This window comes from Paenibacillus sp. FSL H3-0286, from assembly GCF_045040705.1.
Lineage (GTDB): Bacteria > Bacillota > Bacilli > Paenibacillales > Paenibacillaceae > Paenibacillus_AQ > Paenibacillus_AQ odorifer.
Genome location: NZ_CP150285.1, coordinates 6,924,480 through 6,943,072, shown reverse-complemented (window position 1 = coordinate 6,943,072; position 18,593 = coordinate 6,924,480). Strand labels below are relative to the sequence as shown.

Below are 18,593 nucleotides of genomic sequence, written 5' to 3'. Positions count from 1 at the left end.
AACAGGTTTGGGAGGGGATAAGGATGTCTAGAAGGAACAGGAAATATGCAGTGCCGGGAGCCAGCCGCGGAATGCAAATTTTTAAAGCGGAAGTGATGCGGCGCGAGGGGTATGATGTAGATCCAGAGCGGCCTGATGATGTGAAATACGAAGTTGCAAAAGAACTGGGTGTCCCTTTGGAGCGCGGTCAAAATGGTCATTTGAGCACAGAATCGGTGGGCCAGATCGGCGGTAAAATTGGTGGATCGATGGTCCGCGAAATGATTCGTCTCGCAAAGCAACAATTAGTGGATCAGGAAAGGCAGTAGCATTTTTCTAATTTATGTTGCAGAGATCGCTGGAGGCGGTTTTCGTCCTATATTGTATGGGACTGAGGCCGTCCTTTCGGTGTTTGCGTTATTTTATATTTGTATAGTAAAAAAATTCCTGAAATTCCCTAAAACAACCTGATTAATGGTAGAATTTTACCGATGTTCCACGGTATAGTGGAGAAGGATATATCATCATTCAAGTTTGTAGTGGGAGAGGAATTATCAGATGAATCAGAGATATCGCAAACGCAACACGGCTGCTTTTACGGGGGCATCGTATTTTGCATTGGGGGCAGGACTTTTTCTATTCTGTTTGGGAGTGTACAACGACACTTGGGAGCTAAACGTAAAAGGGTATTATTTGCTCTGTATGGTGTTAATTACGATTTCCTGTATCGTTGTGCAAAAGGTGGTCAGGGACAATACAGAGGATAAAGAATTTCGTTTGGATAACCCTAATCACAGGATGAGAAATACAGGGGCCTTCACAATTATGGCTTTTGTGGGTTTGATTATCGGGTATGCGATGTTTTTTATTGGCCTTTACAATGCTCCATTTGAATTAAATGTAAAGGGGTATTACATAGCTGTTATTCTCTTGATTTCTTATAGCGCTATTGGCGTTCAGAAAGTGACACGGGATAACGCGGAAGATAACGAGATTCTTGCCGAGCAAGAGGCGAGACGGGACATCCAAGGGTAAAGAGGGATATATCCAGCTTTCTCGCTGAGAACAGCAAGCTGCTTCAACTTTACTTACCATCATAAATTGTAAACAGGAGCTTCGTGAATTTACGGAGCTTCTTTCTATTTTTTTGAAATAGCAGCAATAATCTTGCCGATCTGAACATTATGAGGACTATTTGTTAGAACAACATCCTTAGTTTGGATTGTTTTTTACTATACGGTTCTCTATACTCTTCATAATACTTGAAGTAGGAGTGGATAATGGATGATCCGTCTGAAGGATATAGGGAAGTTCGAGGAACTGCCGCAAATGGCCATGCATATTTACAATGGAAATATTCCGGAATTAGAGGCTGCCATTAGAGCAGGCTGGGATATTGAAGAGGGAATCGTCCTTAGCCAATATACTACGTTAACCCCGTTAGCTTTGGCGCTTATATCAGAGAGAATGGATGTCATAAAGCTGCTGGTACAGCACGGTGTAAATCTGAATGTGAAGAATAATCCGGCTTTTTTGCTCGCGGTTCGCTATTGCAAAGAAGATATCGTCCGCTATATTGCAGCACAAGGGGCCAAACTGGACAAGCTTAATCAGGTCAAGTCAGGTGCATATTCGCAGGCCTACTATGGCAACAAAAACAATATCCCGCTCATACATGAGCTAGGATTAGATATTAAGCAGCATGGTGGGGCTGTATTACGCAAAGCGTTGTCAGATCACGACCTTAAGACCGTTGCTTATTTACTGGATCATGGGGTGGACATTAATTACAACAATTCCGATATGGTCTATCCTTATCAAGCCACTCCGTTAACAGTTGCCACAAGAATGGGTAATCAAGCGATGGTACAATATTTGATTGAACGTGGCGCAGACGTTACCTTGGCGGAAAAAGATGGCGATCGCCCTTACACCATTGCTGTGAGCAATAAGAATACAGCTTTGGCTGACTTTTTGAAATCGTTAGAGCCGGCTGAATTTCATGATATCGAGAATAAGAAGTTTGAGCTGAGAAAATATAAATTGTCTGATGAATTGGTTAGCTTTCTTACTGGAAAAAATCTGCGTCTTGAGCTAACACAAAATGAATATGAAATTAGATATATCGACTTTTTCACATTAACTGATACCATTGAAATAAAAATCGGCCGGCAAAAGCTGCTCCGTCTGTCAGCCGATATAGATAATTACTCTGATCTGCTGCTTATGTGGAATCCGAAGAAAAAAGGCCTGATAGGCTGTTACGACGTGGAACATCAGACGTACGCGGATTTATGTAGTTTTGCAGATTTTCTCACGCAACCGGAGATATACCTCATTAATTTTCTTGAAGGAACATAGTTGTTAATATCTCATGATCTGTCTATTTCTTTTGCAGGAATCATTCTATTCGTCGTTGAATATATCCCGGTAACCGTATTACGTATTCAAAATACGTAGCCACAGGAGGAGAACAACATTGAAATCGATTACCGTTCAAAGCCTTACGGAAACGTTTAAGCTGGAAGTGCTTGCGGGTGCTAGCTGCATGGACCGCGAGATCACTCGCTCTAAGACACATAGACCTGGCCTGGAGTTCGTGGGTTACTTCGACTTTTTCCCCATGAAGCGAGTACAAGTGTTGGGTCGTAAAGAAATCAATTATCTGCTAAAGCTAAGCGTTGAGCAACGCAAGTTACATATTGGCAATATCGTTAAGTATCATCCCCCATGCTTTATTGTGACGACGGGTCAGCAGGAGATTCCCTATTTGACTTTATTCTGCGACCAAGAAGGTATACCACTACTTCGGACGGAAGAGACGACGTCAGAGTTCATCGCAAAGATTGATACTTATCTGGTGAAGGCGCTGGCGCCAGAACTTTCAATTCATGGAGTGTGTGTGAACGTGTCTGGCATAGGTGTCCTATTGAGAGGCAAGTCCGGGATCGGAAAAAGCGAAACCGCTCACACGCTCATTAGAAGAGGCCATCGGTTTGTGGCCGATGATGTAGTTGTGCTTAAGAAGCTGGGACCGGCGACGCTTCTCGGCACGCATAATGAAACGACCCGTGAATTCCTAGCGCTGCGCAGTATTGGTCTGATCAATGTTGTACGGCAGTACGGGCGTAGAGCTTTTCAGGAAGAGACACGAATTGTACTCGACATCGAGTTGTCACCATGGCGGGAGAATTCCTTGAATAATGAGCTCGAAATCGAACCCCAGTTCACAGAATATCTTGGCGTGCAAATTCCGCATATTGAAATTCAGCTTCAGCCTGGCCGCGACGTGGCTGGTCTGATCGAGGCGGCTGCGAACAATTGGTACCTTAAACAGCTTGGCTATAGTGCCGTTGAAGAGTTCCTGCAGAGGATCGAAAACGGGATGCAGTCGTAAAGGCAGGATAGAAAGCAGCAATTATAGTTACCATAATTAAAATGGTTTTCTGTATACGAAAAACAGACCGCAGATAAACGCTGCGGTCTGTTTTTCACAGCAAAAAGGGAAGTTGCTTTTTGATTGATAGGGCTAGGACATGCGTTATTGGCTGGGCACAGGTTAGAAATGGTATAATTTCTAATAGGTATTTTGAGTGATCGTTAATAGGAGGTATTAATGATGAGTGATGAGTTATTGGCAAAATTGGATGAATGGCATGAGGAAGATGAATTTCAAGAAATCGTGGATGCAATCACGGAAATTCCTGAAGAGGAAAGAGATTATGTTCTAACTAGTCATTTGGGCAGGGCGCTTAATAATCTCGGGCAATATGAAGAGGCTTTAGAGCAGTATTTGAGCATTGAAGATGAGGGTGAAGGTGACCCGCTATGGCATTACCGTATCGGGGTTTCTTATTATTATCTGAAAAGATATGACGAAGCTTTAAAAGCGTTTACGATTGCCGATCAGCTGGAACCTGATGATGAAGACACATTGGAGTTTCTGGGCTGGATCAAACGTAAATTGGCTAAAAAAGCTGCGAAAAAGCCTGTAAACAAACCTGCTAAGAAGCCTGTAATAGCGTTGGATACCACTAATTTCTGGGATGACAGCGAGTATGCGTTCTCAGAATATATCTCTGATCCGCCTTCAGATGCATTGATTACTTCAGTACAAGAAGAGCTGGTCTTTAAGCTGCCTGCTTCCTACGTGGATATGATGAAGTTACATAATGGGGGAATTCCTCATAACAATCGTTATCCGATTCCGGGAACAGGAGAATTTATTACGATTTCTGGTATCCTCGGAATTGGACGAGATAAGAATAAGTCGCTGTGTGGAGCTTCAGGCAGCCGGACTGTGATTGAAAATGGACGTTATCCTGAAGTTGGCGTGGTGATTTGTGATTGTCCTTCTGAGAATGAAGTGGTGATGCTGGATTACCGTGAATTCGGGAATGATGGCGAACCTGAGGTTATTCATGTAGATCGGGATAACAAATACAAAATCACACGTTTGGCTGACAATTTTGAGACCTTTATCAGCGGACTGGTGAAATAGTCTATTTCGCTGGCTAAGAATACTTATAACCAAATCAAGGCATTCCTTAAGAGGAGTGCCTATTTCTATTAGGGGATTATTAGGGAAGCGTCTTTCGGACTCAGCTGACCTTAAATGTAGCTTTTTCGCATATTTGGAATGCCAACGGACCGCATAGCAGCTATTGGCATAAAAAACACCCAATATGAACTCGATTCATAGGAATAGCGTCGCTGGAGTCCGAAACTACGCACAAAAGGCTAAAAACATGCCAATAACGTCATCTGGGTCCGAAAGCCTCAGTGGACGAGTGCGATTTGGCGATTTAGCTGAAGGTGAGGCTGATTCGATTTCGTTAGGCTTTAACTAGCCAATAATCGTCTTGAGTCAGCTAATCATCGACCCAAAACCAGAGCAGCGGTGCTCCCATTAATGGGGAACCGCTGCTCTGCTGTCTTTTTCTCGGATCATTGCTGGGTGTTAAACACCTTAGATTGCAGGATATCGAGGGCATGGTTAATCTCGGCTAATTCCTCTGGGGGAACCTCTTTAATCCGGTTCAGAAAACGTTCACCGATCCGTTCAAAAGCTTCCTTCATCATCGCTTGTCCAGCATCAGACAGCCGAATCATTTGCTTACGCCGGTCCTCGGCGACATCAAGCTTCTCACACAGGTTTTTTTCTGTTAATTTCTTCAGCTCACGGCTGGTATTCGGCATAGAGATATTCTTACAATCGCTGATTTGGCTGAGGGTAACAGGCTGGCTAACCGCAATATATTCCAGAATACTGTATTGAACGGGCGTAATGCCTTCCGGTCTAACATCTTTGGTAAAGTCAAATGTTACTTCATGGACTGCTGTCGTAAAGGTAACAATTTTCTGAAAAAACGCTTGTTTGTCCATAAGGATCACCTCTTATTGTAAACCTTAACAAAATAATTATCATAATACAATTATCATTTGACAACTAAATGAGGGTTGTGATACCATTTTGTTATCAAATGATAATTAAAGAGGTGGAGCAATGAACGTTTTAGTCATCTATACACATCCGAATCATAAAAGTTTAAGTTATGCTTTTTTCAATAAAGTCATTCAGGGAAGTAATGAGAATCAAAAGATCACGAAGATAGAGGTCCTTGATCTTTACGAAGAGCAATTTGATCCTGTGCTGGTCTTTAATGAGAATAAACGTAGAAGAGACATGCATATCGATCCCAAGCTCGAGAAGTATCGGGAGCAGATTCGTCAGGCCGATAAAATTGTGTTTGTGTATCCAATCTGGTGGGGACGTCCTCCCGCGATGTTGCTCGGTTATATTGACCAAATGTTTGCTTCTAATTTCGCTTACAGAGAAAAGGGTGGCCTCATCCCCGAAGGGCTGCTGAAAGGAAAGTCTGTGGTTTGCATTTCCAGCATGAAGGGGCCGACCCTTTATCCTTTATATTGGCTGAATAATTCCCATAAAGTGCTGATGAGAAAAGCACTATTTCAATATTGTGGCATCAAGAAAGTGAAGTTTTTCGAATTTGGGAATATGGAGAGTCCAAAAGGGAAACATGATAAGAAGTTAAATCAGGTGTACCAATATTTTAAAGCTGTGGCTAATTAATACCTCGAAAATATCTGCTCTATGATTATTCGAGATAACCCCGGAAATGGATGTCTCAAGCGATCCCATAGTTGGATGGTCCAAAACAACGGTGGGATCCTTATCTTTTTGACTAGCCAGAACGATTTTATTTTTGCTGGCTAGCTCATGATAGAGGACAGCCATTTCTTCAATATCTTTTGCGGCTAATAAGGGCAATAGTTGTGCTGCTGATGTTATAGCTTCGTTCCTCGTTCGTCCTGAAATCAAATCAAACCAAATGTTCTCCACGATATAAATACGCGCATACATTGTTGTCATACATTTCTTCCACCGGATGCTTTTTCATTTTTTTATAATACCTAGATTATTCTAAAGCATCTTGTGAGCTCAGATGAAGATGGAGAAATAGCTCTCACACCGGTGTTAGGTATGGTGTTGCTGGCTAATTTTTTTTGTTGGCTTTTGAAATAAGGGCTGTTATATTTGAAAATACTATGTAACTTAAGGTTCAGCAACTGGGTATCGACACAATGGAGAGGCGGATTTACATGCAACAAATGTTAGACAGTATGATTAGCGCAACAAATGACTTTCTTTGGTCAAAAATTTTGGTGGTTCTGCTTATTGTTTGTGGAATTTATTTCACCATTCGATCGAAGTTTGTTCAGTTTAGCATGTTTAAAGAAATGTTTAGGGTTCTTAAAGAGTCCAATGAAAGGTCAAAAGATTCCATTTCGTCGTTTCAGGCTTTCTGTATCAGTATGGCAGCAAGGGTTGGGACAGGGAATATTACAGGGATCGCAATTGCTATCGCAATAGGTGGACCAGGGGCTGTTTTTTGGATGTGGGTCATAGCTATTATTGGATCAGCGTCCGGATTTATTGAAAGTACTCTGGCACAGGTGTATAAAGTGAAGGACAAGACTGGATTTCGTGGGGGTCCCGCCTATTATATGGAGCAAGGCCTGAAAAAACGTTGGATGGGCGCGGTATTTGCGGTTTTGATCACGTTATCCTTTGGTCTTGTATTTAATGCAGTTCAATCCAATACGATTACAGTGGCCTTTGAGAATTCATTTGGCACTAATCGGGTGATTCTTGGGCTTGTAGTTGCTGCTGCTTTTGCGGCTGTTATCTTTGGTGGGGTTAAACGTATTGCTAGAATGTCCGAATATATTGTAGTGGTAATGGCAGGGATCTATATTGGGGCTGCTGTTATTATTATGTTAATTAATATTACGGAAATACCGGCGATTCTGGCGCTTATTGTGAAAAGTGCTTTTGGATTTGAACAAATCGCAGGGGGATCTTTTGGGGCAGTCATTCTGCAAGGGGTGAAACGGGGACTATTCTCCAATGAAGCGGGAATGGGTAGTGCTCCGAATGCTGCGGCAACTGCAACAACTAGTCATCCGGTGAAACAAGGGCTGATGCAAGCGCTGGGTGTACTTACAGACACGTTACTTATTTGTTCGAGTACTGCTTTTATTATCTTGTTATCCGATGCGTATAAACAGCCAGGGCTGGATGGAATTAAGCTGACACAAGCGGCATTAAGCGAACATATTGGTTCGTGGGCCTCGGGATCCCTAGCGATCATGATTTTATTGTTTGCTTTCAGTACGTTAATCGGAAATTATTATTATGGTGAGACCAATATAGAATTCTTGAACTCCAATAAAAAAGTATTACTATTCTATAGATACAGCGTCTTGGCGATGATTATTTTTGGCTCCGTAGCTAAAGTTCAATTGGTATGGGATTTGGCTGATTTATTTATGGGCTTCATGGTCATCGTGAATTTGATCGCTATCCTTTTGTTATCTAAAGTGGCCTTTGCCGCCTTGCAGGATTATAAGCGCCAGAAGCGGGCAGGGAAGGACCCTGTCTTTTATAAAGATAGCATAGAAGGTCTGGAAAACGTGGAGTGTTGGGACAATTCTTCAGACATAAAAACATAGTAGGGTAAGTATTTGCGGGCTCAGGAAACTGAGCCCTTTTTGCTGTTATAGAGGGGGGTTAGAAAAACGAGCCTTTAGAATTTCTTCTTAGGCTCGTTTGGTGTACAGAATATTAAATTAGTCCCTCTTGATTTAGGGTTTAACCAGCAGCCCATACATCTAGCTCAATTTTTAATTCAGGTAACCCTAATCCTTTAATATAAGCAATTGTCATTGAAGGAGGTGTCATACCGAATACTTTATTCCAAATTTCATAGAAATGGTTCCAATCGATTTCATCCGTAGCCCAAATGTTGATTTTGATTACATTATCAGGTGTTAGTCTTTGAGAAGCCAGGACTTCAACAATATTACTCATCGTATTTGTTACCTGTTGGTTAAAATCTGTAGGGATATGATTGTTTTGATCGATTCCAATTTGGCCAGAAAATACATACATCTCAGCATTTCTACTTATTTTTGTTACATGACTATAGTTACCAACCGGTTTAGCAATATTTTCTGGATTATATCTTGTAATAACATTATTATTTAAGTTCATTTTGTGAATTCTCCTTTAAATAGAAGATACATAACGATATCTAAGTTATATATCTCCGCTGTTTTTTAGTTTCTTTTAATTTTTGACAGACCTATCCTATCAATAATTAATTCTAGAAAAAAACAGCAGTAGAATACCCAATACCAAAAGATAAATATTTTAGCGATCTCTTTTTCACCGGGTATTCCTCCTTCATATTTAAAGTAAGATAAGTTTCCTCAGAATGATATCATTAATCCAAGTGATACTGCAACAATTCCACTTTCTACACAATTTTCTAAGTTTTTTTTGCTGTTATAAATGAAAATAATGAAATATTTTTTGAAAAAAAGCAAAAAAGACTTACATTAATGATTTTTATATTGTTATAATAACAAACAGACCGGTTGGTATGTTAGGGGGAGTACGTTATTGTGGATACAAAATCGCTAATGATTGAGACGGCGACACTTCTTTTTCAGCAAAAAGGATATAAAAATGTAGGCGTGAATGAAATTTTAAAAGCCTGTAATGTGACCAAAGGAGCGCTTTATCATCATTTTCCAAATGGAAAAGAAGAACTATTAATTGCTTGTTTAAAGGGCTTAAATGAAGCAATTACGATAGATATTGAGGATATTTTTAAAAAGCATCCATCGACGTTAGAAGCTATACAATCCATGATCGACAAGTTGATTCACAACTTAGAAACCGAGGGCACGATTACCGGATATACCTTTAGCAGTATTGTCAGTGAAATGGCTACGGTGAGTGAACCTGTTCGCCAGGCATGTAGCTTGCTCTATGAGAACATGGAACGAATATACTGCGATAAGCTTGTAACTGAAGGTTATTCGCAGGAATCAGCCTCCGAGATGGCATTGTGGATGACGGCTTCGATCGAAGGCGCGATGATGTTGTGCCTAACGCAAAAATCCACAACTCCCTTAAAAACTATCGCCAAACTATTACCGACAATTTTGAAAGGAAGTACATCATGAATCAAGAAGCAAGATTACCAAGAAACGGCAAGGAGGGGGCATTATATGGTGCAATCATTTGTACACTGACGGTACTGTTTATGTCCTCAATAAATATCATTTTAGGGGTTGGAGAATTTAATGGTGAGGTTGCCTTAACGATTCTTAAAGTGTTTCCGATCATTTGGGTAATTGTCATGATTATTGAGCCTGTTGTTATTGGCCGTATTGCCGAAAAGCTGACAGCTACATTCACACAACCTACAGATAGCTTCAACGCCAAAATCCTATTCCGTATCCTATTCACCGTACTGGGAATGTCATTTTGTATGACGTTTATTGGAGACATTATCGGAAACGGGTTGAGTTCTCAAACGTTTAATCACTTCTTAGCCAATTGGCCAAGAAATTTCCTGATTGCACTGTTCGCTGAAAGTATATTGATACAGCCGTTTGCAAGATTTGTGATGGTAAAGCTACATGCTTCTCAGGACAAAAAGAAATCCAGCGCTGTTGGCGTAACTATACATGGATTATCAGAACAAAATTCCTAACCTAAATAAGCTCTCAGGCGAAGCGATTCGTTTGAGAGCTTTTCTATTACCGTGTATAATGATGTTTTGGCTGAATAATTGAAACTCAAATCTTTGCCCGATATCTTTCGGGTAAGCCCTCCTATAAAACCATGAAAGCATAACAATGAAAGGTGATTTTCTAACATGATGATCTATAGTCGTCTTGCCATAATGATGCCCCCATTTCCCTAGCTAGGCTCATATTCTTGTAGTTGTTCGAGGATATAAGCTTGTAGGAGGGCGAAAATAAGATGAAAAAATATGCAGCACCATCGTTACTTTTAATGATTGTTCTTGTGGCTTTTCCGCAAATTAGTGAGACGATTTACACTCCATCGTTACCGGATATCGCAGTAGCACTTGGGGCCACCAATAGTTCTGTACAGTTAACGTTAAGTATATATTTTATTGGATTTGCTTTAGGAGTTTTTAGCTGGGGTTGGTTGTCTGACTTCATCGGGCGGAGATCTTCCATGCTGGCTGGACTTCTTGTATACGGTATGGGAAGCTTGATGTGTTTTTACTCAGAATCCATTCATTTGCTGTTAGTCAGCCGTTTTATACAAGCGTTTGGAGCAGCAACAGGTTCGATTATTACCCAAACCATTCTTCGTGAGAGTGTCTCTGGGAATAAACGGCATGTTATGTTTGCCCAAATCTCGGCGGTCATTGCTTTTACTCCCGCAGTAGGTCCGTTAATTGGCGGATGGGTGGATCAAGCTTTTGGTTTTCGAGCGGTTTTCTTTACATTAGTAATGATGAGTGTGTTGTTATTTATGTATGCTTTTTGGAAGCTGCCAGAAACCACTGATGTTTCCATGAGAAAAAAGGTGGCTATTCTGCCTATAGTCAAAAAAATGCTCGCATTGCCACGTGTATTGGTGTTTGGATTACTAATTGGAGGCATTAACGGAATCTTGTTCAGCTATTATGCTGAAGCTCCTTTTATATTTATTGAACACTTTCAGATTTCGCCAGGAGTCTATGGTTTTCTCGGCATTATTGTGGCTTTGGCGTCGATTGTAGGCGCAATGATCTCCAAAAGATTATTAACCCTCTATGCCCCAGAAAAAATAATCCATGTCGGCTGTCTAGTAATGGCGAGCGGAGCCTTGCTATTAACAATCGCAAGCAGTCTTGACTCGCTGCCGGATATGATTGTGATCGTATGTATTCTAATAACGCTGTTTGTCCTATTAATGGGTGCAGGGATTGCTTTACCTAATTGTCTAAGTCTTGCTCTTGTTCAATTTCAGGATGTTGTAGGAACAGCAGGTGCGATATTCAGCTTGGGCTATTATTTGCTTGTTAGCTTGGCGACGTGGGGAATGAGCGCTCTCCATAATGGTTCATTACTGACGATGCCTATTTATTTCTTAGGGATTAGCGGCGGAATGTGGTTATTAGGCAAAAAATTTATTGTAGTGGAATAGAAATAACTTCTTAGTCATTTGATTAGTAAGATATGGATCGGGGCGTCCATAAATTAAGGGCAGTCTGGAACTTTTTGAGTTCCGGACTGCTTTTTGTTTGTTAGTCCACTTCTGGCACAATGACTTGGATATGACGAGGGAGAACACTTAGCGTAATAGGCAAAGTTGGACCTTCTTCGCCATCTACATTGGTTCTTACGGTTTCTGGAGAGCTTACACTTACATTGTGGGCTGTGAAATAGACAACGTCTTTATGATCCTTAAGGGTACCCAGCAGTAAAGATATACTGGCTGTAATGGTATTGAATATACTGAGGTCCAAAATAATAAAACAATGAAGCAGACCGTCGTCAACCGCAGCATCCGGTATTAGATTCTCGAACCCGCCGACTGAGTTGGTTAATACGGCGAGAAAGAGTAAGGAGTCTCCTTGCCATATTTGTTCATCATGGTGAATGACAAGGGGGTGGGCTGTAGGGCTTGTAAGTTGTTTAAGACCTTCTTTCAAGTATGCCAATGAGCCGAGTTTGGTTTTATCTTCGGAGGATACAGAGGATAATGCTCCGGCAATTGAACCTACAGCAACCACGTTGCCGAATAGGCGGTCATTTAAGCGACCGATATCTACTGTTTTTAAATTTGAGGAGGCAAGGGTTTGAATGGCTATTTCGGGATTCAGTGGAATTTGTAATGCACGGGCGAAATCATTAGCCGTTCCTAAAGGAACCACACCTAACTTTGGGTGGTGTTCCTGATCGATAAGACCATTAATGGTCTCGTGAAGCGTGCCATCCCCGCCGATGGAGATCACCAGATCATAACCTTCCTCACAAGCAGCGATGGAATAACGAGTGGCGTCTAGTTCTTTTGCCGTCTCCTTGATCGTAACGGAGTAGTCTTTATCACTTAGAACTCTTGTTGCATATCTGACATATTGGCTGGCTTCCTCTTTGCCGGATGAGGGGTTAATAATAATCATAGCTTGCCGCATAAGGATAATCCTCTCTATTGTGATCTAGTAGAAGTTTATTCTTACCATTACCCCAAAGTAGGCTAGTGGAACTCGTTCCCATAAAAAAAGGTGAGCAAGATTGACCTAAGTCATCCTGCCCACCTGTGTATTCAATTAATAGACTTTATCTCCATTAAAAATGGAGTTCTTAACGATAACGTAATCCACATTACGGATAGCCTCTAATTTATTGCCACCTGCATAAGAGATGGAGGATTGAAGATCCTGCTCCATTTCTCTTAGGGTTTCTGCTAAAGCCCCTTTATGCTCAACCGCAATTTTTTTACCTTCGACGTTCTTCTTTTCACCTTTTTGGTATTCTGAAGCGGAGCCAAAGTATTCTTTATAGAGCTTCCCAGCGATTTCAATGGTTTCACCCGGAGATTCTTCATGACCGGCAAATAGTGAACCAATCATGACCATAGAAGCGCCGAATCGTACGGATTTAGCAATATCACCGTGTGTGCGAATGCCACCATCGGCAATAATTGGCTTGCTTGCAGCCTTGGCACATAAGCGTAGTGCAGCTAACTGCCAGCCGCCTGTACCGAATCCAGTTTTGATCTTAGTGATACATACTTTCCCTGGTCCAATCCCAACTTTAGTAGCATCAGCTCCAGCGTTTTCTAATTCTCTAACGCCTTCAGGTGTTCCTACATTTCCTGCAATAACAAAACTGGCAGGCAGGTATTGTTTAATATGTTTGATCATCCGAATAACTGCTTCGGAATGGCCGTGTGCAATATCAATTGTAATGAATTCCGGAACCAGCTGTTCTTTGGATAATTGTTCGACGAAATCATACTCTTCTTCTTTAACTCCGACGCTGATGGATGCGATTAATTCACGGGAGTGCATGTCTTTGATGAAAGACGTACGTTTCTCCGGTTCAAAACGATGCATAATGTAGAAATAGCCATTTTGCGCCAAGGAGATAGCGATCTTCTCATCAATGATGGTTTGCATGTTGGCAGGTACCACCGGCAATCTAAATTTATGCCCACCGAGGGTGACTGATGTATCACACTCCGAACGGCTGTTTACGATACATTTTGCAGGAATTAATTGAATATCTTCATAATCGAATACTTCTTTCATAATTTACACCTCTAAATGCGAACATTATAGTATTTTGGTTTGTTAATTGTTCGTCCAAATTGTAATGTACCTCATTCTGCGCCGTAAGTCAAAATTCTAGTACATTATGGTGTAAATTGGACATAATTATACGGCAAATTGGTGTACAGCATTCTTTTTCCTCCACTTAAAAAAGCTTGAAGGCAATATAAGCAGCAACGATCCAAATAATGATCGCGGAGATCTTATTAATAATCCGCATGATTTTGCCACTTGAGTCGATTTGTCCTACGGTTTTTCCGGCTACAGCCAGCCCAAAGAACCAAATCCATGACACTAGGATAGTCGCGCCAGCAAATACAACTTTGTCTACGCCTGTGTAACTAAGCGAGCTAGTGCCAATAACGCCGATAGTATCCAAGATCGCATGAGGATTTAATAAAGAAACGGACAGCGCGAACAGGATTTGTTTTTTAGAGGATAGAGGGGTTGCGTCTTGCGCTGACGATGTAGGTGTACTTTTCCAGATAGACCATCCCATATACAAAAGAAATAAAAGTCCTACAGCAAATAAAGCGGTCTGCAGAACGGGGATGGCAAACACAAGGACTGAAACACCTAATACGGCTAATAAAATAAGCAGGGTATCGCATAAAGCGGCTGTAACAATAACGGGAATGGCTTTTTTTAAATGTGGCTGCGAGGCCCCTTGGTTAAATACAAAGACATTTTGTGCGCCAAGTGGAAGAATTAATCCAAAGGCCAGTGCAATGCCATGAAGTAGTGCGGCTAACATAGTTTATTATTCCTCCGATAGTATTCATACGTTATAGAATTGGCTGTCCTATTGGTTCAATTGGTCTACTACAATTTTATGGACAAATAATATGTACTATCATACAGTCTGTGTTTTGATTTAAAAAGCTGCTTAATATAATCTTGTTGTCCCTTAGAAAAGGTAGTAAAGTAACAGAATGCATACTATATATGGAAAGAAAGGTTGATATTTTTGAAAAAAGGAATATTTACAGGGTTGGTTGCTCTCTTGTTGATGACTACAAGTACGGTGACCTCTGGCACTGTAGAAGCTGCAGCAGCAGTAACCAAATTACCGAATGCCCAATGGAGTCAGCTGAATGTTGTGGGAGAGCTGGAGAGTGTGGAAGGCAATCCTATGGAGGTTACTAAATTAAACACAGTGTATCTACACACCAAAGAAGAGCATGCTACTCAAACTAAGATATGGTTAGTGGATACGCTGAAATCATATGACACACAGACTGGAAAGCTGAAGTGGTCGGTTAATTTTGCAGACCCTGGTACATCGATGTTTCGTGAATCCAAAGAATATTTAGTGTCACCAGATGGAACGGTATACATAACTTTTACAGATAATCTTTCTCCTGACGCAACTCAAATCTACGCGGTGGGAGCTGACGGGAAACGGAAATGGAAGGTGAATTTATCTCAAGCAGAGGGATACTTGTATAGACTTGATAACGGCAATTTAGTCTTTGCATCCCGAGGAGAGTTTGATGGTTCCGGTAATTATTCTGGGTCCCTAACCTTAATTAATAAAAATGGAACTAAAATAAAAAACGTAACTTACAAAGGGACGGTAGCAGGGAAAGGAAATCGTATCCTCATTCAAACAAATTACGGAAGTGGGAAAGGCTCGCGAATCCAGGCTCTTGATTCTTCGCTAAATTCAGTATTTACATACCAGTTGCCTGCGGATTCGTATACAGAAGTCGATTACAACGAGGTGCTCACCGATGGGACCGTACTAATTCGGGCTAATCTTCCCAAAACAGGGAACCGACTATTTGGTTTTGACTCTAAAGGTAAATTGCTGTGGGGTAGAGATGTCGCAGGTAATGCTGTCATATCATCCCTGGGAGAGGTATATGGGATTTATGCCAATGGGAAGCTGTCCTTATATAATGTAAAAGGATTGGTTAAGACAGTAGCCCTACAAGATGAGACGGAATTTTTTGTTTCGTTATATCAATTACAGGATGGTAATATTGAGCTTAGCTTTCCTGGTTCTGCAACATATATTTTAAATCCTAAAACGCTCGCAGTAGATTATACTTTCAGGCTGAAGGATAATTTTAATTTCAATTATGTGGGGAATAGCGTGGGATATGTAAAGACAGACAAAGGATTTTCAAGAATTAAGTTTTAAGTCTTGGTATTAAAGAATATGATTGATCAAGGATGCCTCCCTAAATGGGTTGGCATCCTTTTTACGTTAATGCTAAGTATACAAGGCTACCTATTCACTAATTACACCATTAGTAAAAATGTCATCTCAACTCATGACTTTTTGTAACTAGTGAGCCCTTAAGGGGTTACACTATAATAAAGATTAAGTCAGCAGAGTATATAGGGGGAAATGCCTTGTTTAATCTGGTCAAACAGTGGTTCTGGTACGATTGGCTCGTCCTCCTGTTTCGGATTTGTTTTTCTACTTCTTTTTTGGTCACCATGTGTTATCTTTCGGAGGATTTTACGATTCCTTTCTGGATCGCGTTTGTTTGGGGCGTGGTCTCTTTTTCTGTGCCTTGGTTTTGTTTGCAGCTGCATTACAAGTATTATCTGATAGCGGAGATCCTTTTTTCGGGTGGGCTTTGTTTATATTTGGCTGCTTTGTTTCCTGAATCGTACGTAACTTTTCTGCCTATCGCTTTTATGATCGCCAGCAATAGTGCACAGAAGTCCTATCGTTGGACAGCTCCGATCACGGTCATTTTGATTCCAATTATGTTATCTAGATTGTCACAACAAATGGATGCTGTATCGATGATTGTTAACATGGGTTTGGTGTATACGCTTGGGTTCGCTTTTCATTTACTGGTGGTGAATCACAAGCAGGGCAGAATTATTAAGGAGCAAAATGCTGTTTTAGAGCAGTACATCTCGCAAGTTGAACGTATGACACTTCTGGAAGAACGAGATCGTTTATCCAAAGATCTGCATGATACGGTGGGGCATTCTTATACTTCAATTATTATGGGGCTAGAGACTTTACGTTCGGAGGTGAATACTTCTGAAGGGGAGCACAAAATAGATGCCTTGTTAAAGTTAACCCGCAATGGCTTGGATGATGTTCGGCGATATTTGCACCATGTGGGCGCTTCGGAGGATTCATTGACGCTAATGCAGTCCCTACAGAAATTAGTGGATGATTTCCAGACCTTCTCCAAGGTTAAGATTCGCTTAAGAACATTCGGAGAGCCGTATACAGTATCTAAGCAGGCCCAAATGACATTATACAGATGTTTGCAGGAGTCGATAACCAACGCTGTACGTCATGGTCAAGCCAGTGAAATTGTCATCAGCTTACATTATGAAGAGAAGCTGATTCGGCTGGATGTGCAGGATAATGGATTAGGCACTGAAGATTTAAAAGCAGGATTTGGTGTGAATGCGATGAAGGAGCGTGCCTCCAACTTGCAAGGACAAGTGTATTTCTACTCTAAGCCAGGGGAAGGGACCTTAGTGACCTGCAGTTTACCAAGGCTTGAAGAGATACAGGAGGAAACGATTCGTTTATTGCTGGTAGATGATCAACCCTATATCCGGGATAGTCTGCGAATTATTCTAGAGCAGGAGCCGGATTTTGTGATCAATGGGTTAGCTGAGAATGGTGAACAAGCGATAAGCTTCTGCGAGCAGGAACAACCTCACGTGGTGCTGATGGACTTAAATATGCCGGGCATGGACGGTGCGGAAGCGACCAAGCTTATTAAGCAAAAGTGGCCAGGGGTACGAGTGTTGATCCTGACTACTTTTCAAGAAGCAGATATGGCAGTCGAAGCACTGCAAAACGGGGCAGATGGCTACTTGTTAAAGTCTACCGAGCCGCAGGAGCTGTTCGAAGGAATACGTCTCGTACATCGGGGCGTAAAGATGATTACACCCGATATTACGAATGTATTAATTGATCACTATGAGATGCATCCAGCTTCAGAGGCGCCACCGACAGAGAAGAGTAATGAATATGGACTGACTCCGCGTGAGCTGGAGATTCTAGAATGCCTCTCGAAGGGAATGCGTTATAAAACTATTGCCGCTAAACTATATCTGTCCGATGGAACGGTGAGGAATTACGCGTCCACCATCTATGCCAAGCTCGGGGTACGAAACCGTGAGGAGGCAGTCGAGAAGGCTTTTGGCATTTCGGATTAATCCTGACCGAAGTATTTGAAATTGATGAGCACCTTATTGTTTGCTTTCCCTTGTGGGAGTAGGCAGTAGGGTGTTTTTTTTGTCATATGACATTATGGCACTGGTCGATTTTACACCAAAAGCACTAGCATAGGAGTTACTTAGAAATGAACAATTTTTATTGCAGAGAGGGAGAGAAAAACATGAATCAAATAATCCGGAAACATGTGAGGAATTTTTGTTTCTTATTAATTACTTTTGCCACAGGGCTATTTTACTTTTGTTTTTATCTGGTGGGCATTACCTTTGGAGTTTCGATGTCCTTCACCTTAGTGGGGATCCCGATCCTTTATTATGTTTTGCGTTCTACCGAGACTTTTTTACAGCATGAGCGAATTCGAACTAAAGTCTATACGGATATCTCGGTTCGCACGCTTCCAACCCGATCTCAAGAAGAAGGCAGCTTGTGGGAAAGGGTTAAGGCAGAGTTTCTGGATGAACATAACTGGAGAGCGATTTTAGGGTTGATGTTGCAGTTTGGAATCGGCATGGTCAGTCTCATTTGTGCCACTCTTTTTTACTTGACCCCTATTATTCTCTTGTTGTCACCTGTCCTGTATTTATTAGATGTGTCCTCTATATCGCTATTTGGGATTGAAAATAAAACATTCAACATCTCACTTTTCTTCATGTTGTTAGGTGCAGTGTCTCTATGGATAGGTGCTTATCTCGGAAACAGTCTGGTAAAGATGATCGGCAGGTATACGCGGCGTTTAGTGAAGGATTTTGCTAGAAGATAAATTTAAA

General features: G+C 41.3%; 19 protein-coding genes and 1 pseudogene. 14 read left to right on the top strand and 6 right to left on the bottom strand.

Annotated elements, in window-relative coordinates; genetic code table 11:
* Positions 1–23: 23 nt before the first annotated feature.
* The 6 genes and pseudogenes from MHB37_RS30950 to MHB37_RS30925 all read left to right on the top strand — a co-directional run bounded on the left by MHB37_RS30950 (position 24) and on the right by MHB37_RS30925 (position 4,480).
* Positions 24–308: an alpha/beta-type small acid-soluble spore protein gene (locus tag MHB37_RS30950; protein ID WP_340977781.1), complete on the top strand. Its 285-nt coding sequence runs from the start codon at positions 24–26 to the stop codon at positions 306–308.
* A gap of 229 nt (positions 309–537) precedes the next feature.
* Positions 538–720, top strand: a pseudogene (locus MHB37_RS30945) (YiaA/YiaB family inner membrane protein); the annotation flags it as partial.
* Between the two features lie 57 nt (positions 721–777).
* The gene (locus MHB37_RS30940; RefSeq protein WP_305953524.1) at positions 778–1,014 is read left to right on the top strand and encodes a YiaA/YiaB family inner membrane protein; all 237 of its coding nucleotides are present in this window, start codon (positions 778–780) and stop codon (positions 1,012–1,014) included.
* A gap of 249 nt (positions 1,015–1,263) precedes the next feature.
* Positions 1,264–2,340 (top strand): ankyrin repeat domain-containing protein, encoded by a 1,077-nt coding sequence (locus MHB37_RS30935; RefSeq protein ID WP_405168813.1) that lies wholly within the window; start codon positions 1,264–1,266, stop codon positions 2,338–2,340.
* A gap of 118 nt (positions 2,341–2,458) precedes the next feature.
* A complete protein-coding gene (gene hprK / locus MHB37_RS30930) occupies positions 2,459–3,376 on the top strand; it encodes an HPr(Ser) kinase/phosphatase (RefSeq protein ID WP_076124211.1) in 918 nt (305 codons plus the stop codon).
* Between the two features lie 222 nt (positions 3,377–3,598).
* A complete protein-coding gene (locus tag MHB37_RS30925) occupies positions 3,599–4,480 on the top strand; it encodes an SMI1/KNR4 family protein (protein ID WP_076124209.1) in 882 nt (293 codons plus the stop codon).
* A gap of 446 nt (positions 4,481–4,926) precedes the next feature.
* On the opposite strand, the gene MHB37_RS30920 is transcribed toward MHB37_RS30925, so the two are convergent.
* Positions 4,927–5,364 carry a MarR family winged helix-turn-helix transcriptional regulator gene (locus tag MHB37_RS30920; RefSeq protein WP_405168812.1) on the bottom strand — a complete coding sequence of 146 codons (438 nt, stop codon included), beginning with the start codon at positions 5,362–5,364 and terminating at the stop codon, positions 4,927–4,929.
* 121 nt (positions 5,365–5,485) lie between these two features.
* On the opposite strand from MHB37_RS30920, the gene MHB37_RS30915 reads away from it, so the two are divergent.
* Positions 5,486–6,073, top strand: coding sequence for an NAD(P)H-dependent oxidoreductase (locus tag MHB37_RS30915; protein ID WP_036682318.1), 588 nt, complete (start codon positions 5,486–5,488; stop codon positions 6,071–6,073).
* On the opposite strand, the gene MHB37_RS30910 is transcribed toward MHB37_RS30915, so the two are convergent.
* Positions 6,032–6,373, bottom strand: coding sequence for a hypothetical protein (locus MHB37_RS30910; RefSeq protein ID WP_339281521.1), 342 nt, complete (start codon positions 6,371–6,373; stop codon positions 6,032–6,034). The two genes, MHB37_RS30915 and MHB37_RS30910, sit on opposite strands and share 42 nt — an antisense overlap.
* Positions 6,374–6,603: 230 nt before the next feature.
* Between MHB37_RS30910 and MHB37_RS30905 the strand changes: the two genes are divergently transcribed.
* The gene (locus tag MHB37_RS30905) at positions 6,604–8,016 is read left to right on the top strand and encodes an alanine/glycine:cation symporter family protein (RefSeq protein ID WP_339281520.1); all 1,413 of its coding nucleotides are present in this window, start codon (positions 6,604–6,606) and stop codon (positions 8,014–8,016) included.
* 139 nt (positions 8,017–8,155) lie between these two features.
* Here the strand turns inward: MHB37_RS30905 and MHB37_RS30900 are convergent, their stop codons facing one another.
* The gene (locus MHB37_RS30900) at positions 8,156–8,557 is read right to left on the bottom strand and encodes a RidA family protein (RefSeq protein WP_405168811.1); all 402 of its coding nucleotides are present in this window, start codon (positions 8,555–8,557) and stop codon (positions 8,156–8,158) included.
* A 413-nt stretch (positions 8,558–8,970) separates the two neighbouring features.
* Here MHB37_RS30900 and MHB37_RS30895 point away from each other — a divergent pair, with 413 nt between their 5' ends.
* The 3 genes from MHB37_RS30895 (at position 8,971) to MHB37_RS30885 (ending at position 11,524) form a co-directional block, all read left to right on the top strand.
* Complete coding sequence (locus tag MHB37_RS30895; protein WP_076301519.1) at positions 8,971–9,537, top strand: TetR/AcrR family transcriptional regulator; 567 nt, start codon at positions 8,971–8,973, stop codon at positions 9,535–9,537.
* Positions 9,534–10,070: a DUF2798 domain-containing protein gene (locus MHB37_RS30890; RefSeq protein WP_036682312.1), complete on the top strand. Its 537-nt coding sequence runs from the start codon at positions 9,534–9,536 to the stop codon at positions 10,068–10,070. Before MHB37_RS30895 ends, MHB37_RS30890 begins: the two co-directional genes overlap by 4 nt.
* Before the next feature lie 272 nt (positions 10,071–10,342).
* Positions 10,343–11,524 (top strand): multidrug effflux MFS transporter, encoded by a 1,182-nt coding sequence (locus MHB37_RS30885; protein WP_280753214.1) that lies wholly within the window; start codon positions 10,343–10,345, stop codon positions 11,522–11,524.
* 100 nt (positions 11,525–11,624) lie between these two features.
* On the opposite strand, the gene MHB37_RS30880 is transcribed toward MHB37_RS30885, so the two are convergent.
* From MHB37_RS30880 to MHB37_RS30870, 3 genes are all read right to left on the bottom strand, one after another.
* Positions 11,625–12,515, bottom strand: coding sequence for a diacylglycerol kinase family protein (locus MHB37_RS30880; protein ID WP_076278239.1), 891 nt, complete (start codon positions 12,513–12,515; stop codon positions 11,625–11,627).
* Between the two features lie 135 nt (positions 12,516–12,650).
* Entirely contained in the window at positions 12,651–13,634 is a 984-nt protein-coding gene (gene guaC, locus MHB37_RS30875; RefSeq protein WP_036682307.1) for a GMP reductase, read from the bottom strand.
* A gap of 166 nt (positions 13,635–13,800) precedes the next feature.
* Positions 13,801–14,409, bottom strand: coding sequence for a LysE/ArgO family amino acid transporter (locus tag MHB37_RS30870; RefSeq protein WP_405168810.1), 609 nt, complete (start codon positions 14,407–14,409; stop codon positions 13,801–13,803).
* Positions 14,410–14,622: 213 nt separating this feature from the next.
* Between MHB37_RS30870 and MHB37_RS30865 the strand changes: the two genes are divergently transcribed.
* The 3 genes from MHB37_RS30865 to MHB37_RS30855 all read left to right on the top strand — a co-directional run bounded on the left by MHB37_RS30865 (position 14,623) and on the right by MHB37_RS30855 (position 18,586).
* A complete protein-coding gene (locus tag MHB37_RS30865) occupies positions 14,623–15,801 on the top strand; it encodes a hypothetical protein (protein WP_341172202.1) in 1,179 nt (392 codons plus the stop codon).
* A 215-nt stretch (positions 15,802–16,016) separates the two neighbouring features.
* On the top strand, positions 16,017–17,807 hold the full coding sequence (locus MHB37_RS30860) for a hybrid sensor histidine kinase/response regulator transcription factor (RefSeq protein WP_076191568.1): 1,791 nt from the start codon (positions 16,017–16,019) through the stop codon (positions 17,805–17,807).
* A 182-nt stretch (positions 17,808–17,989) separates the two neighbouring features.
* Positions 17,990–18,586 carry a sensor domain-containing protein gene (locus MHB37_RS30855; RefSeq protein ID WP_076124185.1) on the top strand — a complete coding sequence of 199 codons (597 nt, stop codon included), beginning with the start codon at positions 17,990–17,992 and terminating at the stop codon, positions 18,584–18,586.
* The last annotated feature ends 7 nt before the right edge of the window (positions 18,587–18,593 follow it).